This is a genomic window from Dyella agri (assembly GCF_044904705.1).
Lineage (GTDB): Bacteria > Pseudomonadota > Gammaproteobacteria > Xanthomonadales > Rhodanobacteraceae > Rhodanobacter_A > Rhodanobacter_A agri.
The window spans coordinates 160,837-180,784 of the sequence record NZ_JADIKL010000004.1; the positions used below are offsets into that span (position 1 = coordinate 160,837).

Genomic DNA, 19,948 nt, shown 5'->3' on the forward strand with positions numbered 1-19,948 from the left:
TTCAGGCCGCGCGAGCGACCAGGGAAGGGAGCATCGCTGCGGGCGAGGGCCGGGCATCCGCTTCCGGTCCATGAGGCACCGGCGATTCGGCGGGAAGGCGGAAGAAATCCACCTGGCGGATCAGTGCCCCGGCATCGCCGGCGAGCGCCTGGCCGGTGGCATTGATGTCGTCCACCAGGCCGGCGTTGGCCTGGGTGATGCGGTCCATCTCGGCCACGGCGCGATTGATCTGGCCGATGCCGCCGGCTTGTTCCCGGCCGGCGTCGGAGATCCGGGCCATCAGCGCGGAGACGCGCGCCACGCTCTGCACGATGCCGTCCAGCGCGGCGCCCGACTGCGCCACTTTGTGGCGCGCCAGTTCCACCGCCTCGGTACTGCCGGCGACCAGCCGGCGGATGTCCTGGCCGGCCTCCACGCAGCGGCGTGCCAGCTGGCGCACCTCGCCCGCGACCACGGCGAAGCCGCGTCCGCGTTCGCCGGCATGGGCCGCCTCGATGGCGGCGTTGAGCGAAAGCAGGTTGGTCTGGAAGGCGATGCTGTCGACCAGGTCGACGATCTCCGCGATGTCGCGGCTGGCCTGCTGGATCGCATGCATGGAAGCGAGTGCCTCGTCCGCGACGTGGCGGCCTTGTTCCGCATGACCCAGCGCGTCGCGCGCCGCCTGGGCGGCGCCGTCGGCGTGGCTGACGCCTTGCCCGACGGTGGCGGCCATGTGCTCCATCGACGCCGAGGTCTGTTCGAGGCCGGCGGCCTGCGTCTGGGTGCGGGCGCTGAGCGCCTGGTTGTCGCGTGCCAGATGGTGCGCGCGCTGCTCCACCGAGCAGGCGCTGCTGCGTACCAGGGTCAGCACGCGCGCGAGCTGCCGGTCCATCGAGGCGAGCGCACGCAGCAGCCGCCCCAGCTCGTCGTCGCGACCCGGATCGACCGGTTCGCCCAGGCGTCCTGCGGCGATGCGCTCGGCGACCTGGGTGGCTTGCCGCAGGCGCCGCAGCAGGCTGCGCATCAGCGCACCATCCAGCACGATGGCGGAGAGCAGCGCCGCGGCCAGCAGGACGAGCAACAGCCCCATGCCCTCGCGGTTGGCCTGGCGCTGGCTCTGCGCTTGCGCGCTGCCCTGGTCCAGCGCGGCGAGGAACAGGTTGGCGAAGTCGCTTTGCAGCGGCTGGTAGGCGGGTTGCACTTCCGTGCCGAGCTTGAGCGCGGCCAGCTGGAACTGGCCTGCGTCGAGCAGGGCCAGTGTTTCGTCGATGGTGCGGTCGGCGTCGTCGCGATGGATCGCGGCCAGCTTCAGGGTCTGCGCCTGTGCCTGCGCCAGTTCGCTGGACAGCAGCGGTTTCCAGTGCCGCATGGCATCCACGCGGTCGGCATGGATGCGTGTGTGCGCCTCGTCCACGGCGGAAGGCAGTTGCGACAGCACCGCGTGAACCAGTGTCTGCAGACTGCTGTTGTAGTCGTTCTGCACCCGGCCGACGTCGGCGACCGGGCTGAGCGAGCCTTGCACCAGTCCCTGGATGCGGCGATCGGCCTGCCGCAATTGCAGCAGGCCGGCAACGCTGGTCACCGCGAGCAGGCCAAGGACGATGAACAGGCGCAGCAACAGGTGCTGGCGCAAGCTCGGGGCGGCAATCCACTTCGGTCGTTTGAGCATGGGGAGTGTGCGCGTGGGGATCTGCAGGAGCTGTCGGCCCATCGCGTCGCAACTTTAGCGAAGTGGCGAATAAATTTTCTTTGAAATCAAATTGTTATATTCCTTCCAGTGGGCTGGAAGGGCGCGTGGAAGATGACGTGGCGAGATGTCGGTTCCGTGACTGCCGTGTTGCGCTTTCGCGGAACGCGCAAGGGCAGGCGCTTGCCGACGATCCTCACGCGGCGACGGCGGCAGAGCTGCGCGAGCCCTGCGGGGATCGTGAACCGGTTTCAGGCATCCCGTGCCGGTGGCTTGCGACCGGCCATGCCCCGATGACTCAGCTGACGGGAAACTGTTTGGTGCCGAAGATCTTGTCGCCGGCGTCGCCCAGGCCGGGCAGGATGTAGCCGTGCTCGTTGAGCCGCTCGTCGATCGCGGCGGTATAGATCTCGATGTCCGGATGCGCCGCTTCGATGCGCCGCAACCCTTCCGGGGCGGCAACCAGGAACAGTCCCTTGATGTGCTTGCAGCCGGCGGCCTTCAGCATATCCACGGTGGCGACCAGGGTGCCGGCGGTGGCCAGCATAGGGTCGACGATCAGGGCGATGCGCTCGTCCATGCGGCCGGTGAGCTTTTCGTAGTAGGCGATCGGCTTCAGCGTTTGCTCGTCGCGTTGCAGGCCGACCACGCTGACCTTGGCCGCGGGGATCATGTCCAGCACCCCGGGCAGCATGCCGAGGCCGGCGCGCAGGATAGGCACGATGGTGATCTTCGCCCCTTTGATCCGCTGCACGACGAGCGGGCCGGCCCAGCCCTCGATGTGCTCCTCGACGGTCTGCAGATCTTTGGTGGCCTCGTAGGTGAGCAGGGCGGCGACCTCGCCTGCCAGTTCGCGGAACTCCTTGGTGCTGATGCCGGCGCGGCGCATCAGGCCCAGCTTGTGGCGGATCAAGGGGTGGCGGACTTCGACCAGCTTCATGCGATGGGACTCCGGCTGCGGGTTGCGCGAAGAAGCCGAGCATAAAACACCCGCCGCAAACGAAACGCCCCTGCCCGGCGTTGCCGTCGGACAGGGGCGGGGGCGTCAGCGCATCGACGCCTAGGCGGGGCGATGGCTCAGCCGGCCGGAGCGGCGGCAGCGTCGCCCTTCAGACAGGTGCTCATGAAGGTTTTGCGGTCGGCACCCTTGAGCGCCTTGGTCTTCGCGTCGGCGTTGCAGCTCTTCATCTTTTCCTGCTGCGTGGCCTTGGCCGCCGGTGCGGCAGCGGTGCTCTCGCCCTTCAGGCAGGAGCTCATGAAGGTCTTGCGCTCGGCGCCCTTCTTGCCGGTGGCTTCCTTGTTGCAGTCCGTCATGCGCTGCTGCTGCGCGGTGAGCGGCTTCTTGGCAGCCGGGGCTGCGGTCATGGCGGCTTGCGGCGCGACGGGCGCGGCGGTGGCTGCGAAAGCGGCACCGGCGAGCGCCATGGCGGCACTGACAGCAAGCACACGGATCGACACGGACATGATGTGACCTCCCTAGGTGACCGGCGGGTGCCGGCGAGGGCAGTCTATAGCCGTGGAGGGAGCATCGTCGCTGAACGATGCGTCGGACCTGTAGGCCCGCGGCCCGCACCGATGTCGGCGACGGGCCCCGGGCATCCTGCCGTAGCGAAAACCCGGCTACGACAGGAGGGGCGGACTGGCTCAGGCGGCCTTGCTTTCGCTCTTGCGCGGGCCTTCAAGCAGGGCGTGGCGCACATGCGACACCACCAGGTCCACTTCGGCGCTGGTGACGTTGAAGTGTGGGGTGAAGCGCAGCGAATTGACGCCACCGTGGATCACGCCGATGCCGCGTTCGCGCAGGTATTCCTCGATCGAACCGGCGCCGTAGCACTTGAATTGCGGGGCCAGCTCGCAGGAGAACAGCAGGCCGGTGCCCTGCACCTTGGTGATCAGACCGCCCAGCTCGTCTTTCAGCGTGTTGAGCTTGTCCACGAACTCTTTGCCGCGGGCACGGATGTTGGCGCGCACCGCATCGGTCAGCTCGCCAAGCGTGGCCAGCGCCACGTCCAGCGCACGCGGGTTGGCGGTCATGGTGTTGCCGTAGATGCCCTTGCGGTACAGGCCGGCGGTGCGTTCGCTCACCGCCAGCACCGAGAGCGGGTACTGGCCGGCGTTGAGCGCCTTGGAGAAGGTCTCCATGTCCGGCGCGGGCAGCTTCTCGAAGCCGGGGTAGTCGGTGAGCGAGAGCACGCCGTGCGCACGCAGGCCGGCCTGGATCGAGTCGATCAGCAGCAGGCTGCCGTGCGACTCGGTGAGCCGACGGGCGGCCGCGTAGAACTCCGGCGTCACCGCGCGGCCAGGGTCGCCTTCGCCCATCACCGGCTCCAGGAACATCGCCTCGATGAACCAGCCGTGCTTGTCGGCGTCGGCGAACGCGGCTTCCAGCTGGGCCACGTTATAGGGCTCGACCACCAGCACGCTGTCCTCGTGGCGGTAGCTGGCGAGGTATTGCTGGTAGGTCTTGCGCGAGGAATCGGAATACAGCGCCGGCTTGTCGGTGCGGCCGTGGAACGCGCCCTTCACCGCCAAGCGCTTGATCGTGCGCCCGGCGTAGCGGCCGCCGGCGTCGGTCATCAGCTTGGCGTTGACGTCGGCGATGCGGCAGGCCAGGCCGACCGACTCGGAGCCGGAGTTCAGGCACAGGTAGCTGACGTAGGGATTGCTGCCGCGGTTGCGGCCCAGCTCCCGGTTCAGCGCCTGGGTCAGGCGCAGTTGCGACACGCTCGGTGTCATCACGTTCGCCATCACCTGCCCGCGGGCCAGCGCGGCATCGATGGCCGGGTGGTTGTGGCCGAAGCCGAGCATGCCGTAGCCGCCGTTGTCGTGCACCACCGCGCCCTTCAGCGTGACGACCCACGGGCCGCGCGCAGCAGCCGGCAGGTAGGGGTTGATCGCGTCGTCGGGGTAGAAGTTGACGAAACCGGCCAGCGCCTGCGCCAGTTGCTCGGCTTCGTCCAGCTTCAGGAAGTCGCCGAGCTCGGCGCGCAGTTCGCGATGACGCGCCACGGCAGCGGCCACGGCCTCGCCGAGCATGGCGTCGGCCGCGGCCATGCGCTCGATGCTGGCATCGTCCAGGCCGGTGGTGCGCGGCTTGCCGCCGAATTCGCGCAGTTCGCGCAGCTGATCGATCAAACCCATGGCGTTCTCCTCGAAAATCCGTCGGCGCCTCGCACCCAGCGCAAAGCAGGCCGACGTGTAGTGCGTGGGGGAGCCTGGCTCCCGCGGCGCGTGGCCCGGCTCGGCCGGGGATGCGCGCGTCCACGAACCGCGAGGATAACCCGCGGCATGGCCTGCCCGGTACCCCCTGAGCCTGGCGCGGCGGGCGGCTGTCACCTTGTCCCCTCTTTTTCGATCAATGGTTTGGCCTGCGTTCGGGGCGTGGATGACGCTTGTCACCCGCGATGGTTGACGCTGGCGACTGGGGCCGGTGACACGCCCTGCCTAGGCTGTGGAACAGGAGGAGAGACCACCATGAACGACACCACTGTTGCCCGACTTGCCGCCGCCGTGAAGCGCTACGGCTCCCTCACCGCCCTGGATGGCGTGGACCTCGCCGTGAAGCGCGGTGAACTGCTTGCCCTGCTCGGCCCCAACGGCGCCGGCAAGAGCACCAGCATCAGCTTGTTGCTTGGCTTGATCCGCCCCGACGCCGGCCGCGCCGAATTGTTTGGACTCGACCCGCAGCGCATCGAGGCGCGCCGGCGCATCGGCGTGATGCTGCAGTCGGCCAATCTGCCGCCGACGCTGCGCGTCGGCGAGCTGCTGCGCCTGACGATGAGCTACTACCCGGAGCCGCGCGGCTTCGACGAGACCGCCGCGCTGGCCGGCATCGGCGACTTGCTGCTGCGGCCTTACGGCAAGCTGTCCGGCGGCCAGCAACGGCGCGTGCAGTTTGCGCTGGCGATGTGCGGTCGGCCGGAGCTGCTGTTCCTCGACGAACCCACCGTGGGCATGGACATCGACGCACGGCAGAAGCTGTGGGCGGCGATGCGCACGCTGGTCGCCGAAGGTTGCGCGGTGGTGCTCACCACGCATTACCTCGAAGAGGCCGAAGCGCTGGCGCAGCGCGTGGTGGTGCTGGGGCAGGGCCGGGTGCTCAGCGAGGGCAGCGTGGACGACCTGCGCAAGCGCGTGGCGCTCACCCGCATCCGCTGCGTGAGCGACCTCGATGCCGACGCGGTCGCCCGTTGGCCGGATGTGGCGTCCGCCGCGCGCGAGAACGGCCACCTGCGCATCGCCACGGCCCGTGCCGAAACGGTGGTACGCCGGCTGCTCGATGCCGATCCCGCCCTGTCCGAACTGGAGGTGCAACGCGCCGGCCTGGCCGAAGCGTTCACCGAACTCACCCGCGAAACCGCCGCCGAGCAGGAGGCTGCCTGATGAACGCCGTTGCCGTTGTCGCCGCATCGTCGGCTACCGTCCCCGTCATGCCGCCGCGCCGCGTGCTCGGCGCCTACCTTGCCGAGGCGCGCAGCGAATGCCTGCGCTATTTGAGAGCGCCGGGCTTCTTGCTGCCGGTTCTGCTGTTCCCGGGCCTGTTCTATCTGGTGTTCGGTGTGCTGATGGGGCGATCCGAGGGAGCCGATGCGGCGCGTTACCTGTTGGCCAGCTACAGCGTCTTCGGCGTGATGAGCCCGGGCCTGTTCGGCTTCGGTGTGTCGCTGTCGCTGGAGCGCGACGGCGGGCTGCTGACCTGGAAACGTGCGCTGCCGATGCCGCCGGGCGCCTATTTGTTGGGCAAGATGCTGATGGCGATGGGGGCCGCCGCGGTGGTGGTGCTGATGCTGCTGGCGATGGCGACGGGGCTGGGGCACGTGGCGATGACAGCTGAGCAGGCCGTCGCGTTGCTTGCCACCGGCATGCTGGGCGTGCTGCCGTTCTGCGCGCTGGGCATGCTGGTGGGCACCTTGATCAAAGGGCAGGGCGCGCCCGGCATGCTGCAGCTGGTCTATCTGCCGATGTCCTTCCTGTCCGGCCTGTGGTTCCCGTTGTCGATGCTGCCGAAGTCGCTGCAGCAGTTCGCGCCGGTGTGGCCGAGCTATCACCTCGACCGCATCGCGCTGACCGCGGCGGGCCTCACGCATGACGCGGTGCTGCCCCATGCGCTGGTGCTGGCCGGGTTCGCCGCGATCTTCTTCGCGCTGGCGGTGCGTCGGCTGCGCCGGGTCGGCTGACTCGCAGTAGCATGCCGGCATGAACGATACGAGTGCGCATTTTCCCGGCAGGCGATGGTTCGCCTGGCTAAGGCCGGCGCCAGGTTCCGCGGCGGCAACCATGCTGGCCGCGGGCCATTCGCCATGGGCTTATGCGTGGAACCTGCTGTGGTCGTTCTGGGTGTTCCTCGGCCCGCTGTTCGAGCATGTGGGGCCGGGCTTCTGGTGGTCGCTGGGGCTGGGCTATCCGCTCTTCCTGCTGATCTTCCTGCTCTCGTGGATACGGCCCACCGCCGAGGTGAACGGTTACGTGGGTGCGCTGGTGGTGTTGACCGCGTTGTCGATGCCGTTGAATCCCGCCGGGTGGACGTACGCGGTGTTCGCCTGCGCGATGGTGCCTTACCAGGGGTCGTGGCTCGCCAGCGCGATCAGGATGGCGATCATCCAGGCGCTGCTGGTGCTCGAGGGCATCTTTCTGCACTGGCCCTGGTATGCCCACCTGATCCTGGTGGGGGTGTGCACCAGTACGGGTGTCGGCGCGCTGGCGGGACGCATCAACTGGGAGAAGAACACCCGGCTGCGCATGTCGCACGACCAGATCCGCCAGCTGGCCGCCACCGCAGAGCGCGAGCGCATCGGCCGCGACCTGCACGATCTGCTCGGCCATACGTTGTCGCTGATCACCATGAAGCTGGAACTGTCGCGCAGGCTGCTGGATCGCGATCAGGTGTCAGCGCGGCGGGAGCTGGCCGAGGCCGAGGATGTGGCGCGCCATGCACTGGCGGAGCTGCGTTCGGCGGTCACCGGCATCCGCGCCGCGGGCTTCGCGGCCGAGCTGGCCTCGGCGGCCCTGCTGCTGCGCACGTCGGGCGTACAGTTCGACCAGCACTTGCAGGCAGCCAACCTGCCCGAATCGATCGAATGCAGCCTGGCGCTGATATTGCGCGAAGCGGCGACGAACATCGCGCGGCATGCGCACGCCACGCGGGCCAAGGTATCGCTCACCCGTTCGGGCGATGGCTTGCGGTTGCGCATCGAGGACGACGGTCGCGGCGGCGTCCGCACGGCCGGCAACGGCCTGAGCGGCATGCAGGAGCGCGTGCAGGCGCTCGGTGGCAGCTTGCAACTGGATTCGCCACCCGGCCATGGCACGCGGCTGGACATCGTGGTGCCGCTGGCGGCGCAAGCCGCTGTGCGTGACGCGGACCCGCCGCGCCCCCACGTGCTGCCCCCTGCGCAGGCCCGGCACGCCACATGAGCGCGGCATCCATCGTCCGCTGGTTTACGCCCGCCCCGGACTCCGGAGTGGCCGACGATCTCCGGCGCGGCAAGTCGCCGTGGGCCGACAGCGTGCATCTGCTGTGGTCGCTGTGGATTTTCGTCACGCCGCTGTTCGACAACGGTGTCCATGGATACACCCGGACCTGGCTGTGGTTCACGCTCGGTTCCTATCCGTTGTTCCTGCTGCTTTTCGCCAAGATCCAGCTGGCGCCGCAACGCACGGCGTACCTCTACGCCTGGGCCATGGCGGTGCTGTGTTTTGCCTTGCTGCGCTGGTATCCGAGCGGCCTCAGCTATTTCGTCTACGCCTGCGTGATGCTGAATCACTGCCGGATGCCCTTGCGCACTCAGCTGGTCCAATTGGTGCTGCTCAACGCGGCGATGCTGGGGCTGGCATGGTGGATCGGCTACCCGACCAGCGTCCTGGTGATCATGCCGGCCTCGGTCATCGTGATCAGCGTGATCATGCTGGTCGAGCGCATCAACAAGGAAAAAGACGCCGCCCTGCGGCTGTCGCAGGACGAGGTACGCCGGCTGGCGGTGCTCGCCGAGCGCGAGCGCATCGGCCGAGATCTGCACGATCTGCTCGGCCACACGTTGTCGCTGGTGACGCTGAAGTCCGAACTGGCGCGCAAGCTGGCGCTGGCCGATCCGCCGCGCGCGCAGCGCGAGATGGAAGAGGTGGAGCGGGTGTCGCGCCATGCGCTGGCTGAGGTGCGCGCCGCGGTCACCGGCATGCGGCGCAGCGATCTGGCGGCGGAGCTGGTCTCGGCGCGGCTGATGCTGGAAGCGTCGAATATCGCCTTCGACACCGTAATGCCCGCAGTGCTCGATCTGTCCGCGGAGATCGAGGCGTCGCTGGCGCTGGTGCTGCGCGAAGCGGTCACCAACATTCATCGCCACGCACGCGCCACGGTGGCCTGCGTGGTTTTCTCCCGCGAAACGGAAAGCTTCCACATGCGCATCAGCGACAACGGACGCGGCGGACTCGCCGCCCACGGCAACGGCATCAGCGGCATGCGCGAGCGGGTGCGCGCGCTGGGCGGCACGCTCGCCATCGACTCGCCGGCACGGCGCGGCACCACGCTCGATGTTGAAGTGCCCGTGCGCACCGCGTCGAAGTCTGCCGCTGCGGGTATGCGCCTGGCGCCGGCGCTGGCGGGCCTGGAGGGCGGCGCATGATCCGTGTGTTGCTGGCCGAGGACCAGGCCATGGTGCGCGGCGCGCTGACGGCGCTGCTGAATCTCGAATCCGACATCGAAGTGCTGGGCTCGGCTTGCGATGGCGAGGCGGCCTGGCGCGAGCTGCAGCGGCTGAAGCCCGACGTGCTGGTCACCGACATCGAGATGCCCGGCCTCACCGGGCTGGAGCTGGCGCAGCGCATCCAGCGCCACGAGCTACCGATCAAGGTGATCATCGTGACCACTTTCGCGCGCCCCGGCTTCCTGCGCCGCGCGTTGGATGCGGGCGTGTCCGGTTACTTGCTCAAGGATGCACCGGCGGAGAATCTCGCCGAGGCCTTGCGTACCGTACACCGCGGCGGCCGTGCGATCGATCCGCAGCTGGCACTGGAGGCGTGGTCGGAGGCCGATCCACTGAACGACCGCGAGCGCCAGGTGCTGCGCCTGGCCGGCGAAGGCCACTCCGCGGGCGACATCGCCACGCAGCTGAATCTTTCGCACGGTACTGTGCGGAACTATCTGTCCGAGGCGATCGGCAAGCTCGGCGTGGCGAATCGCATCGAGGCGTATCGCCTCGCGCGGCAGAAAGGCTGGCTCTAACGACTTTGCCGCCAGCGCGGCAGCGGTTTCTTGCTGCCGGGGGCGGCTGCGCTGGGTTGTAACGCACGCACGAAGCTGGCTGGATCGGCCGGAGACAGCACTACAGTGCACGCGGCTCCCCGCAGCACTACGGCACATTGCCAGTCGGTGACGAAGGCGCGGTATCGCCCCAGTTTGGCGTTGCGGAACCAGCCGCTGAAAGAGAACAGGCCGCCGTTGCCGAACAAGCGGATCGAGCCGGCGCCGGCCTCGGGATCGGTGGCGGCCTCGCGCAGCTCGCCCAGCGTCACCCGGGTGGTCCAGAACAAGCGGCGCACATGCAGGGCGCCGTCACGCAACTCGTAACCGCGTACCACGAAGAGCACGGCGGCCAGCAGGATCAGCAGCGGCCAGGCAAATACCACCTCGTGCAAGAGCGTCGGCACTCGCACCGGCATGACGAATGCGAACAGCAGGGATATTCCCAGCAGAAGCAGGGTGACGACGATCGAGATGCCCTTGAGGAAACCGCTCCAGGGTGCGGCGGGGTAGCGTGGATTCATGGGCCGGATTCTGGCCGTTGCCTGCAGCGGGGACAAGATGAACGACCGGACATCCGGGCTTGCGCGATAATGTGGCGCTACCCATTGCATTCACTCCGTTGCCGAGCCCCTCCTTGAAGAAGTCCGATTTCGATTTCGACCTGCCGCATGAACTGATCGCCCAAGTGCCGTTGCCCGAGCGCTCGGCCAGTCGCCTGCTGTTGCTGGATGTGGCTGCCGGCAGTCGGCAGGATCGGATGTTCCGCGAGCTGCCCGGGTTCCTGCAGCCTGGCGACCTGCTGGTGTTCAACGACACTCGCGTGCTGCCGGCGCGCCTGTATGGGCGCAAGGAGAGCGGCGGCGCGGTGGAGATACTGATCGAACGCGTCACCGGTGCGCACGAGGCCACCGTGCAGTTGGGCGTGAGCAAGAAGCCGAAGGAAGGCTCACGGATCGAGCTGGCGGATGGCAGCCATGCGGTGGTGCTGGGGCGCGACGAGAGTTTCTTCCGCCTGCGCTTCGAGGCGCCCGAACCGTTGGAGCGGCTGTTGCTCAAACTCGGCGAGATGCCGCTGCCGCCCTACATCGAACGGCATGCCGACGCCGCCGATCTGGAACGCTACCAGACCGTCTATGCACGCGAACCCGGGGCGGTGGCCGCGCCGACCGCGGGACTGCATTTCGACGAGTCGCTGCTGGCCGAGCTGCGCGGGCGTGGCGTGGATTTCGGCTATGTCACCCTGCATGTGGGGGCGGGTACCTTCCAACCGGTGCGGGTTGAGGACATCAGCGAGCACCACATGCACCGCGAGTGGCTCAACGTGGGCGCGAGCCTGGTCGAGCAGATCCGCCGCACCCGCGCCGCCGGAGGGCGGGTGATCGCGGTGGGCACCACCGTGGTGCGCGCTCTGGAAAGCGCCACTGTGGACGGTGAGCTGCATCCGTTCGCGGGCGAAACCCAGATCTTTATCTTCCCTGGCTATCGCATCACCAGCATCGACGGCCTGATCACCAACTTCCACTTGCCGCAATCGACCCTGCTGATGCTGGTGTCGGCGCTGGCCGGGCGCGAGTACGTGCTGGACGCCTACCGGCATGCGGTGGAGCAGCGCTACCGCTTCTTCTCCTACGGCGATGCGATGCTGATCCTGCCCCAGGGTGCTTGAGCATCTGCCCCTCTCCCGCCAGCGGGAGAGGGGAGAAGGCCGGGACCTGCGATAATGGCGGGATGACTTCCCTGAATTTCGACCTTCTCGCCACCGATGGCGCAGCCCGCCGCGGCCGTCTTTCCTTCCCGCGCGGCACGGTGGAAACACCGGCCTTCATGCCGGTGGGCACCTATGGCTCGGTGAAGGCGATGACGCCGCGCGACGTGCGCGAGACCGGCGCCGAGATCATCCTGGGCAACACCTTCCACCTGTTCCTGCGGCCCGGGCTGGAGATCGTCGAGCAGTTCGGCGGCCTGCACCGCTTCATCGGCTGGGACAAGCCCATCCTCACCGACTCGGGCGGCTTTCAGGTGTTCTCGCTGGCGCACCGGCGCAAGCTCACAGAGGAAGGTGTGACCTTTGCCTCGCCGGTCGATGGCTCCAAGGTGTTCCTGTCGCCCGAAGTGTCGATGAAGATCCAGCGTGTACTGGATTCGGACATCGCGATGATCTTCGACGAGTGCACGCCGTACCCGGCCACCGAGAAGGTCGCCTCCGATTCGATGGAACTGAGCCTGCGCTGGGCCGAGCGTTCGCGCCAGGCGTTCGACGACCTGAAGAACCCGAACAACCTGTTCGGCATCGTCCAGGGCAGCGTGTACGAGCCGCTGCGCCGGCGCTCGGCCGAACGTCTGGTGGAGATCGGTTTCGACGGCTACGCGGTGGGCGGCCTCGCCGTGGGCGAGCCGGAAGAGGCGCGCAACCACACGCTGGATTTCACCGTGGGCCTGCTGCCGCGGGACAAGCCGCGCTATCTGATGGGTGTGGGCCGGCCCGAGGACATCGTGGCGGCGGTGTGCCGCGGCATCGACATGTTCGACTGTGTGATGCCCACCCGCAACGCGCGCAACGGTTTCCTGTTCACCGCCGAGGGCACGCTGCGCATCCGCAATGCGAAGTACGCCGCCGATACCCGGGTGATCGAGGAGGGCTGCGACTGCCATGCCTGCGCCAATGGCTTCAGCCGTGCCTACCTGCGCCACCTCGACCGCTGCAACGAAATCCTCGGCAGCCAGCTCGCCACCATGCACAACCTGCGTCACTACCAGCGGTTGATGGCGGGCTTGCGTGAGGCGATCGCGGCGGGCCGGTTGCAGGATTTCGTGGCCGCATTCCATGCGCGCAGGCAGGGTGCCGCGGTCGAGGCTTGAGATCCCGCCGCCATCCGCGGGCCTTCGGCCTTGCAAAGCGTGACGGGCGCCCTGACTGCATCCGGGGGCCGGGCGGGGGTGTCCGGCGCACCGTGCGGTGGATGGGAACGCATGGCATAATCCATGGTCTTTTATCGGGCGTTCAGCAGAAATTCCTGCTGGCGCCACTACTTGCGAGACGAACCGATGAGTCTTCCGATGTCTATCACGCTGGCCCAGGCCGCTCCGGCGGCCCAGGGCGGCGGCATTTCCATGATCATCATGATGGTCGTGCTGTTCGGCCTGATGTACTTCATGATGATCCGCCCGCAGATGAAGCGGCAGAAGGAGCATCGCACCATGGTCTCCGCCCTCGCCAAGGGCGACGAGGTGGTGACCAACGGCGGCCTCGCCGGCCGCGTGGACGATGTGGGCGAAACCTTCATCACGATCGAGATCGCGCCGAACGTGAAGGTGAAGCTGCAGAAGGGTGCGGTGTCCCAGGTGCTGCCCAAGGGCTCGCTGAAGTCCTCCTGATCCGGTGCGCGCCGGGGCAGGGCATTTCTTATATTTGTGAAGTGCGGCCATCGATGGCCGCTTCTCGACGTTCGCGATCATGGATGATTGCAAAGGATCATAGATGAGCGATTTCCCACGCTGGAAGTACGCACTGGTCGTGTTGGCCATGCTGTTCGGCATCGTCTACGCGCTGCCCAACGCTTTCCCGCCGCTGCCGGCGGTGCAGGTCACCGCCAACAAGAGCTCGGCGCCGATCGACGACGCGTTGCGGCAAAAGGTGAGCGACGCCCTGACCAAGGATCACGTCGTCGCTGGCGAAGTGCTGGTGCAAGGCGACCAGCTGCTTGCCACCTTTGCCAACGCCGACGTGCAGAAGAACGGCGCCGACACCATCAAGACCCTGCTTGGCGACGGTTACACCGTAGCGTTCAAGCTGCAGTCGTCGGTGCCGCGCTGGCTCACCACGATCGGCGCGAACTCCATGCCTTTGGGCCTGGACCTGCAGGGCGGCGTGCACTTCCTGATGCAGGTGGACCAGAGCGGCGTACTCGACAAGCTGGAGAACAGCTATGCCGACGACATCCGCAACCAGCTGCGCGACAAGAACATCCGCTACGAGTCGGTGACGCGCAGCACGGTGGCGGGGCAGGGCATCGTGGTGGTGGTGCGTTCGTTGGACGATCGCAGCAAGGCTGCCGACCTGATCGCCGGCAATTCGCCCGACCTGGCGGTGACTGACGGCCCCAGCACCGGCGACCGCTACGTGCTGTACGCCGCGATCAAGCCGACCAAGCTGCGCGACCTCTCGCTGGGCACGATCAAGCAGAACCTCGCCACGCTGCGCAACCGCATCAACAACCTCGGCGTATCCGAGCCGCTGATCCAGCAGCAGGGCGAGGACCACATCGTGGTCGAGCTGGCCGGCGTGCAGGATCCCACCGAGGCGAAGAAACTGATCGGCGCCACCGCCACGCTGGAATACCGCCCGGGCATCGGCTTTGCGGGCGATCCGCGTGCCCAGGATGCCGCGCGTACTGGCAGCATCCCGCCGGACGCCAACCTCTACTACGAAGCCAGCACCCATGCACCCGTGCTGGTGGGCAAGCGCCCGATCGTCACCGGCGATGAGCTGATCAATGCCAACTCCGGCGTCGACCCGAACAACGGCTCGCCTTCGGTGAACGTGACGCTGAATGCTTCCGGCGCGAAGAAGATGCAGGAGTTCACCAACGCCAACGTCGGCAAGCCGATGGCGGTGCTGCTGATCAATACCGAGTACGAGACCAGCACGGTCGACGGCAAGGAAGTGCGCACGCCGAAGACCTACTACTCGGTGATCAACGACGCCCGCATCGAGAGTCCGTTCGGCAAGGATTTCTCCACCAACGGCCTTGGCAGTCCCAAGGAAGCCTCCGACCTGGCGCTGCTGCTGAAGAGCGGCTCGCTGGCCGCGCCGATGGACATCGTCGAAGAGTACGTGATCGGTCCCAGCCTCGGCCAGGAGAACATCACGAAGGGTTTCGACTCGGTGATGCTCGGCCTGTTGCTGGTGCTAGTGTGCGCGGCCGTCTACTACAAGCTGTTCGGCCTGGTGGCCGACATCGCGCTGTTCTTCAACCTGCTGATCCTGGTCGCGGTGATGTCGCTGATCCACGTCACGCTTACCATGCCAGGCATCGCGGGTATCGTGCTGACCCTGGGCATGGCGATCGACGCCAACGTGCTGATCTGCGAACGCGTGCGCGAGGAAATGCGCAACGGCTCCACGCCGCATGCGGCGATCCACGCCGGCTACGACAAGGCCTGGGCCACGATTCTTGATGCCAACGTCACCCACCTGATCGCGGCGCTGGCGCTGATGACGATGGGTACCGGCGCGATCCGCGGCTTCGGCGTCACGCTGGGCATCGGCATCCTGACCTCGATGTTCACCTCGGTGGTGATGACGCACGCGTTCACCGCGTTGATTCACGGCCGTCGCAAGCTCAAGACCTTGTCGGTCTAAGGGCGGGATTCAATCCATGGAAATCTTCAATCACAACAGCAATATCCACTTCCTGCGCATCCGCGTCTTCAGCATCGCGGTAGCGGTCGTGCTGATGATCGCTTCGGTCGCGTTGATCGCCACCAAGGGGCTGAACTACGGCCTGGACTTCACCGGCGGCGTTTCCCTGATCGTGGACTACACCCAGCCAGTGCAGACCGGCGACGTGCGCGACGCGCTGGAGAAGGGCGGCCTCGACAACGTGGTGGTGCAGAGCGTGGGCGGTTCCCGCGAAGTGTCGATCCGCATGCAGCCCACCAAGGACATGCTGGACACCAAAGGCCAGGTGAACCTGGACAAGGTGGCCAGCACGGTGATGCAGTCGCTGAAGGTCGCGCGCAATGATGCCTCGCTGAAGAGCCGCTCCTCGGTCAGCGCCGAAGTGGGCGCGGAGCTGAAGAGCGATGGCATGGTGGCCGCGGTGTTCGTGATCCTCGGCATCATGGCCTACCTGTGGATCCGTTTCGAGCGCCGCTTCGCGATCGCCGCGGTGCTCACCGAGATCCACGATACCCTGGTGACCCTCGGCATCCTGGCGCTGGTGCAGCGCGAGTTCGACATGACCGTGCTGGCCTCGGTGCTGGCGGTGATCGGCTATTCGATCAACGACAAGGTGGTGGTGTTCGATCGTATCCGCGAGCTGTTCCGCCTGGCGCGCAAGGCCGAGCCGGAGGAGATCCTCAACCGTTCGATCAACAGCACGCTGTCGCGAACCATCATCACCTCGCTGTTCACCGGCATCACCATGGCCGCGCTGTTCTTCTTCGGCGGCCCGGCGGTGCACGGCTTCGCGATCACCATGTTGATCGGCATCCTGGTGGGCACGCTCTCCTCGATCTTCGTGGCCAGCCCGATCCTGCTGTGGCTGGGCGTGTCGAAGAAGGACTTGATGCCGGTGACCCGGGAAAACCCGGAACTCGCCCGTCGCCCCTAAGACCGATGTCGCCCGCACCGCGGGCGACTCTGGTTACTCTCCCCCGCTTGCGGGGGAGATGCCTGAAGGGCAGAGAGGGCGCTTCGACAGCTTCATCGCAAACGCACAGACAGAGACGGCCCGGTTATCCGGGCCGTCTGTTTTTTGCGTGCCGCGACGACTTGATCGCGAGACTTTGCGATCGTCATCCCATGATGGAAAACGCGTCGTTGTTCACGTAGCTGGACGTACCATTCGCGCGGTCCCCTTTTCTCCACATCGACCATGCAAACTCTCTCCGTGCTCTGGACTGCTGCGGTGAACTGGCTGACGTTCCATGCGGTCGTGCCAGTGCTGGTCGCCTTGCACCTCACGCATTTCGTCGTCGATCCGCCGCGCGAGATCGCGCAGTACTTCCTGCTCACCGCGGCGGAGGTGGCGATCATCGCGTGTGTGTTCCGGCCGATGGAGAGTCTGTGGCCGGCGGAGCATTGGCCGGATCGCCGCACCACCGCGATCGACCGTACGTATACCCTGCTCAAGCTGTTAGGCGTGCTGCCACTGTTCACCTACCTGGTGCTGTCGCCCTTGACCCAGTGGCTTGGCGGTGCGGGCGCTGGCGACGATGCGGCCGGGCTGCTGAGCGTGCAGGGCATGCTGCCGTGGCTGGGGCATCATCCGGTGCTGCTGTTCCTGGTCTATTACGCCATCTACGACCTGGTGTACTACGGCATCCATCGCATGCAGCACACGATCCCGTGGTGGTGGGCGCTGCACAGCCTGCATCACAGCCAGCGCCAATTGAACTGCTGGACGAACGACCGCGACCACTACCTCGACGACTTGCTGGAGGCGCTGATCGTGGCGTTGGTCGCACTGCTGATCGGCGTGTCGCCCACCGACTACGCGCTGCTGGTGTTGAGCGGCAACCTGTTGCAGAACCTCGATCACGCCAACGTGCGCCTGCGCTTCGGTCCAGTGCTGGAGAAGCTGCTGGTCGATCCGCGTTATCACCGCCTGCATCACATGCGAGTGGACCCGGAGCGGCCGAACCTGCACTACTGCAATTTCGCCTTCATCTTCCCGGTCTGGGACATCCTGTTTGGCACCGCGCTGTTCGGCGAGCCGGTGCGGCCCACCGGCGTGGGCGATCCGATGGTGGACGCCGACAATCACTACGGCCTGGTGGGCCAGCAGCTCTACGTGTTGCGCCGCTTCTGGGGCGCATTCCGTCGTCGCGCCGGTTGGCGGCCAGGCGATGTGGCGTTCGACGAGAGCTATGCGCCGGTGTCGGTGCGCGATTTCGATCTGCACCAGCTGGAATCCAGCCAGATCCCGCTGACGCATGCCGAAACGCGGCGGGCCGTGGTTCAGCCGGAGAGTTCGGCGTCCAGTTGAGCGAGGCGCGCCGGCGTGCCCACGTCGGTCCAGCGGCCGCGATGCGCCGAACCCGTCAGCGTGCCATGCGCCATCGCCGCTTCCAGCAGCGGCCGCAGCTTGAAGCGTGGCGGATGCTCCACTACTCCCGGTACGTCGCCCACCGCGGTGCGCCAGTCGTCCAGCAGCTCGCGGCGGAACACGCCGATGCCGCTGTAGGTGAGCCGAGGTTCGCCGTCGGCATGCAGCCGGCCTTGAGCATCCAGCAGGAAATCGCCCACGGGATGATGCGCGGGGTTGCCCACCATCAGCAGGTGCGCACGTCCCTCCGGCTCGGCAGGCAAGGTGGCGAGATCGGCGTCGCACCATACATCGCCGCTGATCGTCAGCACCGGCTCCGGCCCCAGCAGCGGCAGTGCGTTGAGCAGGCCGCCGCCGGTTTCCAGCGGTGTCGGGCCTTCGTACACGTAGCGGATGCGCAGGCCCCAGCGCGAGCCGTCGCCCAGCGCCTCGGGAAACTGCCCGGCGAGATGCGAGGTGTTGATCGCCACGTAGTTCACGCCGATCGCGGCCAGCTTTTCCAGATGCCACACGATCAGCGGCTTGCCGCCCACCTGCAGCAGCGGCTTGGGCGTATGTTCGGTGAGCGGCCGCATGCGCTCGCCCAATCCCGCGGCGAAGATCAGCGCATGTCTCATGCGCCCACCTTGGTCAGGTCGCGGCCTTGCGCGTGGCGCTCCAGCAATGCGGCGAAGTCGGCCAGCTCGGGATAGCTGCGCGCCACCTCGATCACATAGCGGTACACCTGCGGAACGTCGGCGAGGTAGCCGGGTTTGCCGTCGCGGTACCACAGCCGGTAGAACTGACCCAGCACGCGCACGTGGCGATGCAGGCCAGTGAGGTCGAACCAGCGCAGGAAGTGCGCGGCGTCGATGTCATCGCCGATCACTCCGGCATGCCGCAGGCGTTGGCGGTAGGACTCCACCCAGCCTTCGACACGCGCGCGCGGCCATGCGACGTAGGCGTCGCGCAGCAGCGAGGCGAGATCGTAGGTGACCGGGCCGTGCAGCGCGCCCTGGAAATCGATGATCCCCGGGTTGTTCTCATCCACCACCAGCAGGTTGCGGCTGTGGTAGTCGCGATGCACGAAGCAGCGCGGCTGCGCCAGCGCGTTGCGGATGATCACGTCGAACGCCGCCTCCAGCACATCCCATTCCTCGCAGCTGGGCGTGTGGCCGAGGTGGCGTTCGAGGAACCACTTGGGCATCACTTCAAGGCCGTTCACCAGCACGATGTGGTCGAACGGTGGCAGGTCCTCGCAGGCCACCCGCGTCTGCATCGCGAGCAGCGCGTCCATGGCATCGCCGTAGAGCTTGTCGGCGTTCTCCGCATTGAGCTCGGTCAGATACAGCCGCGAGCCGAGGTCTTCGATCAGCAAGAAGCCTTGCTGCAGATCCTGCTCCGCCACTTTCGGTACGTGCAGGCCGGCCTTGGCAAGCCGCTCGCCGATCGCCAGCCAGGGGCGCGGGTCTTCGCGCTCCGGCGGCGAATCCATCACGATCCAGCTTTGTCCCGCATGCATGGTGCGCCAGTAGCTGCGGAAGCTGGCGTCGGAGGAGGCGGACTCCAGCGTTAACGCGGGATCGCCGAGCGTGCGGCGGGTCCAGGCGAGGCGGGCGGTGGCGCGGTCGTGGGCAGAGGAGGGCATGGCGCGATGCGGGCGGGGAATGCCCTGCAGCTTAGCCGCGCGATGGTGGCTGCGCGAGCCATCGGTCGCGCGGCGTGGGCGAAGGCGGTTACCGCGAGCAGGGGTGTTTGCAGGCAGGACCGACCGGTGGCGCGATCATCCCCCGGATCAGCGTGTGCTGCATGGCCGGGTGCGTCGCCTACGCAAGCGCCTTGGCCATAAACATGTTGAAGCCTGTCGCGGCGTATTCGCCAAAAGAATCACACTGCACGAAGCCATTGCGCCGATAGAGCATGTGCGCGGGTTCGAAGGCTGCGCCCGTGCCCGTCTCCAGAAGCAGGCGTGCGTACCCACGCTGGCGAGCGGCGCGGATGATTTCATCAAGCACTGCTTGTCCAACGCCGCGGCGAAGAAATTCGGCGCGCGTGCGCATGGATTTGACCTCGCCAGTACGGAAGTCCAATGCCTTCAGTGCCCCGCAGCCGCACGGAACACCGTCCGTCCGCGCCACCCAGAAGGTGACCTGTGGCGAGCGGAGGCTCTCGATGGCGAGGGCATGCACGCAGCCGGGCGGGGAGTTGCTGTGCATGCCGGAGAGGTGTTCGGCAATAAGCAGCCGGACCTCGGCTGAAGAGAGGTCGTCCTGCTGGATGTCCATGCTCGCC

At 66.9% G+C, this 19,948-nt stretch carries 19 protein-coding genes; 11 read left to right on the forward strand and 8 right to left on the reverse strand.

The annotated features are described in order from the left end of the window. Position 1 precedes the first annotated feature (1 nt). From ISP14_RS08455 to ISP14_RS08470, 4 genes are all read right to left on the reverse strand, one after another. Entirely contained in the window at positions 2 to 1,648 is a 1,647-nt protein-coding gene (locus ISP14_RS08455) for a methyl-accepting chemotaxis protein (protein ID WP_404538096.1), read from the reverse strand. Positions 1,649 to 1,964: 316 nt separating this feature from the next. After that, positions 1,965 to 2,606 (reverse strand): uracil phosphoribosyltransferase, encoded by a 642-nt coding sequence (gene upp, locus ISP14_RS08460; protein ID WP_404538098.1) that lies wholly within the window; start codon positions 2,604 to 2,606, stop codon positions 1,965 to 1,967. Between the two features lie 137 nt (positions 2,607 to 2,743). Further along, positions 2,744 to 3,130 (reverse strand): PsiF family protein, encoded by a 387-nt coding sequence (locus ISP14_RS08465; protein ID WP_404538099.1) that lies wholly within the window; start codon positions 3,128 to 3,130, stop codon positions 2,744 to 2,746. A gap of 180 nt (positions 3,131 to 3,310) precedes the next feature. Further along, entirely contained in the window at positions 3,311 to 4,807 is a 1,497-nt protein-coding gene (locus ISP14_RS08470; RefSeq protein WP_404538103.1) for an aminotransferase class III-fold pyridoxal phosphate-dependent enzyme, read from the reverse strand. Positions 4,808 to 5,140: 333 nt separating this feature from the next. On the opposite strand from ISP14_RS08470, the gene ISP14_RS08475 reads away from it, so the two are divergent. The 5 genes from ISP14_RS08475 to ISP14_RS08495 are packed head-to-tail and all read left to right on the forward strand — an operon-like array spanning position 5,141 to position 9,884. Further along, complete coding sequence (locus tag ISP14_RS08475; protein WP_404538106.1) at positions 5,141 to 6,049, forward strand: ABC transporter ATP-binding protein; 909 nt, start codon at positions 5,141 to 5,143, stop codon at positions 6,047 to 6,049. Continuing rightward, complete coding sequence (locus ISP14_RS08480) at positions 6,049 to 6,843, forward strand: ABC transporter permease (RefSeq protein ID WP_404538108.1); 795 nt, start codon at positions 6,049 to 6,051, stop codon at positions 6,841 to 6,843. The genes ISP14_RS08475 and ISP14_RS08480 overlap by 1 nt, the downstream gene beginning before the upstream one ends. A gap of 19 nt (positions 6,844 to 6,862) precedes the next feature. Beyond that, positions 6,863 to 8,080 (forward strand): sensor histidine kinase, encoded by a 1,218-nt coding sequence (locus ISP14_RS08485; RefSeq protein WP_404538111.1) that lies wholly within the window; start codon positions 6,863 to 6,865, stop codon positions 8,078 to 8,080. Further along, positions 8,077 to 9,285 carry a sensor histidine kinase gene (locus ISP14_RS08490; protein ID WP_404538114.1) on the forward strand — a complete coding sequence of 403 codons (1,209 nt, stop codon included), beginning with the start codon at positions 8,077 to 8,079 and terminating at the stop codon, positions 9,283 to 9,285. Before ISP14_RS08485 ends, ISP14_RS08490 begins: the two co-directional genes overlap by 4 nt. Further along, on the forward strand, positions 9,282 to 9,884 hold the full coding sequence (locus tag ISP14_RS08495) for a response regulator transcription factor (RefSeq protein WP_404538116.1): 603 nt from the start codon (positions 9,282 to 9,284) through the stop codon (positions 9,882 to 9,884). Before ISP14_RS08490 ends, ISP14_RS08495 begins: the two co-directional genes overlap by 4 nt. Here the strand turns inward: ISP14_RS08495 and ISP14_RS08500 are convergent. Then, a complete protein-coding gene (locus ISP14_RS08500) occupies positions 9,881 to 10,426 on the reverse strand; it encodes a PH domain-containing protein (RefSeq protein ID WP_404538119.1) in 546 nt (181 codons plus the stop codon). The genes ISP14_RS08495 and ISP14_RS08500 overlap by 4 nt on opposite strands. A 113-nt stretch (positions 10,427 to 10,539) precedes the next feature. Between ISP14_RS08500 and queA the strand changes: the two genes are divergently transcribed. The 6 genes from queA to ISP14_RS08530 all read left to right on the forward strand — a co-directional run bounded on the left by queA (position 10,540) and on the right by ISP14_RS08530 (position 17,617). Beyond that, entirely contained in the window at positions 10,540 to 11,571 is a 1,032-nt protein-coding gene (gene queA, locus ISP14_RS08505; protein WP_404538121.1) for a tRNA preQ1(34) S-adenosylmethionine ribosyltransferase-isomerase QueA, read from the forward strand. 62 nt (positions 11,572 to 11,633) lie between these two features. Continuing rightward, complete coding sequence (tgt, locus tag ISP14_RS08510; RefSeq protein WP_404538124.1) at positions 11,634 to 12,764, forward strand: tRNA guanosine(34) transglycosylase Tgt; 1,131 nt, start codon at positions 11,634 to 11,636, stop codon at positions 12,762 to 12,764. A gap of 186 nt (positions 12,765 to 12,950) precedes the next feature. Further along, positions 12,951 to 13,280 carry a preprotein translocase subunit YajC gene (gene yajC, locus ISP14_RS08515; RefSeq protein ID WP_404538127.1) on the forward strand — a complete coding sequence of 110 codons (330 nt, stop codon included), beginning with the start codon at positions 12,951 to 12,953 and terminating at the stop codon, positions 13,278 to 13,280. 103 nt (positions 13,281 to 13,383) lie between these two features. Further along, on the forward strand, positions 13,384 to 15,267 hold the full coding sequence (secD, locus tag ISP14_RS08520; RefSeq protein WP_404538129.1) for a protein translocase subunit SecD: 1,884 nt from the start codon (positions 13,384 to 13,386) through the stop codon (positions 15,265 to 15,267). A gap of 16 nt (positions 15,268 to 15,283) precedes the next feature. Continuing rightward, positions 15,284 to 16,240, forward strand: coding sequence for a protein translocase subunit SecF (gene secF, locus ISP14_RS08525; protein WP_404538132.1), 957 nt, complete (start codon positions 15,284 to 15,286; stop codon positions 16,238 to 16,240). 264 nt (positions 16,241 to 16,504) lie between these two features. Further along, positions 16,505 to 17,617, forward strand: coding sequence for a sterol desaturase family protein (locus tag ISP14_RS08530; RefSeq protein ID WP_404538135.1), 1,113 nt, complete (start codon positions 16,505 to 16,507; stop codon positions 17,615 to 17,617). Here the strand turns inward: ISP14_RS08530 and murU are convergent. The 3 genes from murU to ISP14_RS08545 all read right to left on the reverse strand — a co-directional run bounded on the left by murU (position 17,590) and on the right by ISP14_RS08545 (position 19,941). Further along, positions 17,590 to 18,294, reverse strand: a complete 705-nt coding sequence (gene murU / locus ISP14_RS08535) for an N-acetylmuramate alpha-1-phosphate uridylyltransferase MurU (protein ID WP_404538137.1) — start codon at positions 18,292 to 18,294, stop codon at positions 17,590 to 17,592. The two genes, ISP14_RS08530 and murU, sit on opposite strands and share 28 nt — an antisense overlap. After that, positions 18,291 to 19,304, reverse strand: coding sequence for an aminoglycoside phosphotransferase family protein (locus ISP14_RS08540; RefSeq protein WP_404538139.1), 1,014 nt, complete (start codon positions 19,302 to 19,304; stop codon positions 18,291 to 18,293). Before ISP14_RS08540 ends, murU begins: the two co-directional genes overlap by 4 nt. Positions 19,305 to 19,482: 178 nt before the next feature. After that, entirely contained in the window at positions 19,483 to 19,941 is a 459-nt protein-coding gene (locus ISP14_RS08545; protein ID WP_404538141.1) for a GNAT family N-acetyltransferase, read from the reverse strand. Between the last annotated feature and the right edge of the window lie 7 nt (positions 19,942 to 19,948).

Coding starts and splice junctions, on each gene's coding strand:
- ISP14_RS08465 (WP_404538099.1), bottom strand. CDS start 3,130: ATGTCCGTGTCGATCCGTGTGCTTGCTGTCAGTGCCGCCATGGCGCTC.
- secF (WP_404538132.1), top strand. CDS start 15,284: ATGGAAATCTTCAATCACAACAGCAATATCCACTTCCTGCGCATCCGC.
- ISP14_RS08480 (WP_404538108.1), top strand. CDS start 6,049: ATGAACGCCGTTGCCGTTGTCGCCGCATCGTCGGCTACCGTCCCCGTC.
- upp (WP_404538098.1), bottom strand. CDS start 2,606: ATGAAGCTGGTCGAAGTCCGCCACCCCTTGATCCGCCACAAGCTGGGC.
- ISP14_RS08540 (WP_404538139.1), bottom strand. CDS start 19,304: ATGCCCTCCTCTGCCCACGACCGCGCCACCGCCCGCCTCGCCTGGACC.
- ISP14_RS08490 (WP_404538114.1), top strand. CDS start 8,077: ATGAGCGCGGCATCCATCGTCCGCTGGTTTACGCCCGCCCCGGACTCC.
- ISP14_RS08545 (WP_404538141.1), bottom strand. CDS start 19,941: ATGGACATCCAGCAGGACGACCTCTCTTCAGCCGAGGTCCGGCTGCTT.
- ISP14_RS08455 (WP_404538096.1), bottom strand. CDS start 1,648: ATGCTCAAACGACCGAAGTGGATTGCCGCCCCGAGCTTGCGCCAGCAC.
- ISP14_RS08470 (WP_404538103.1), bottom strand. CDS start 4,807: ATGGGTTTGATCGATCAGCTGCGCGAACTGCGCGAATTCGGCGGCAAG.
- yajC (WP_404538127.1), top strand. CDS start 12,951: ATGAGTCTTCCGATGTCTATCACGCTGGCCCAGGCCGCTCCGGCGGCC.
- ISP14_RS08500 (WP_404538119.1), bottom strand. CDS start 10,426: ATGAATCCACGCTACCCCGCCGCACCCTGGAGCGGTTTCCTCAAGGGC.
- tgt (WP_404538124.1), top strand. CDS start 11,634: ATGACTTCCCTGAATTTCGACCTTCTCGCCACCGATGGCGCAGCCCGC.
- murU (WP_404538137.1), bottom strand. CDS start 18,294: ATGAGACATGCGCTGATCTTCGCCGCGGGATTGGGCGAGCGCATGCGG.
- ISP14_RS08475 (WP_404538106.1), top strand. CDS start 5,141: ATGAACGACACCACTGTTGCCCGACTTGCCGCCGCCGTGAAGCGCTAC.
- ISP14_RS08495 (WP_404538116.1), top strand. CDS start 9,282: ATGATCCGTGTGTTGCTGGCCGAGGACCAGGCCATGGTGCGCGGCGCG.
- secD (WP_404538129.1), top strand. CDS start 13,384: ATGAGCGATTTCCCACGCTGGAAGTACGCACTGGTCGTGTTGGCCATG.
- ISP14_RS08530 (WP_404538135.1), top strand. CDS start 16,505: ATGCAAACTCTCTCCGTGCTCTGGACTGCTGCGGTGAACTGGCTGACG.
- ISP14_RS08485 (WP_404538111.1), top strand. CDS start 6,863: ATGAACGATACGAGTGCGCATTTTCCCGGCAGGCGATGGTTCGCCTGG.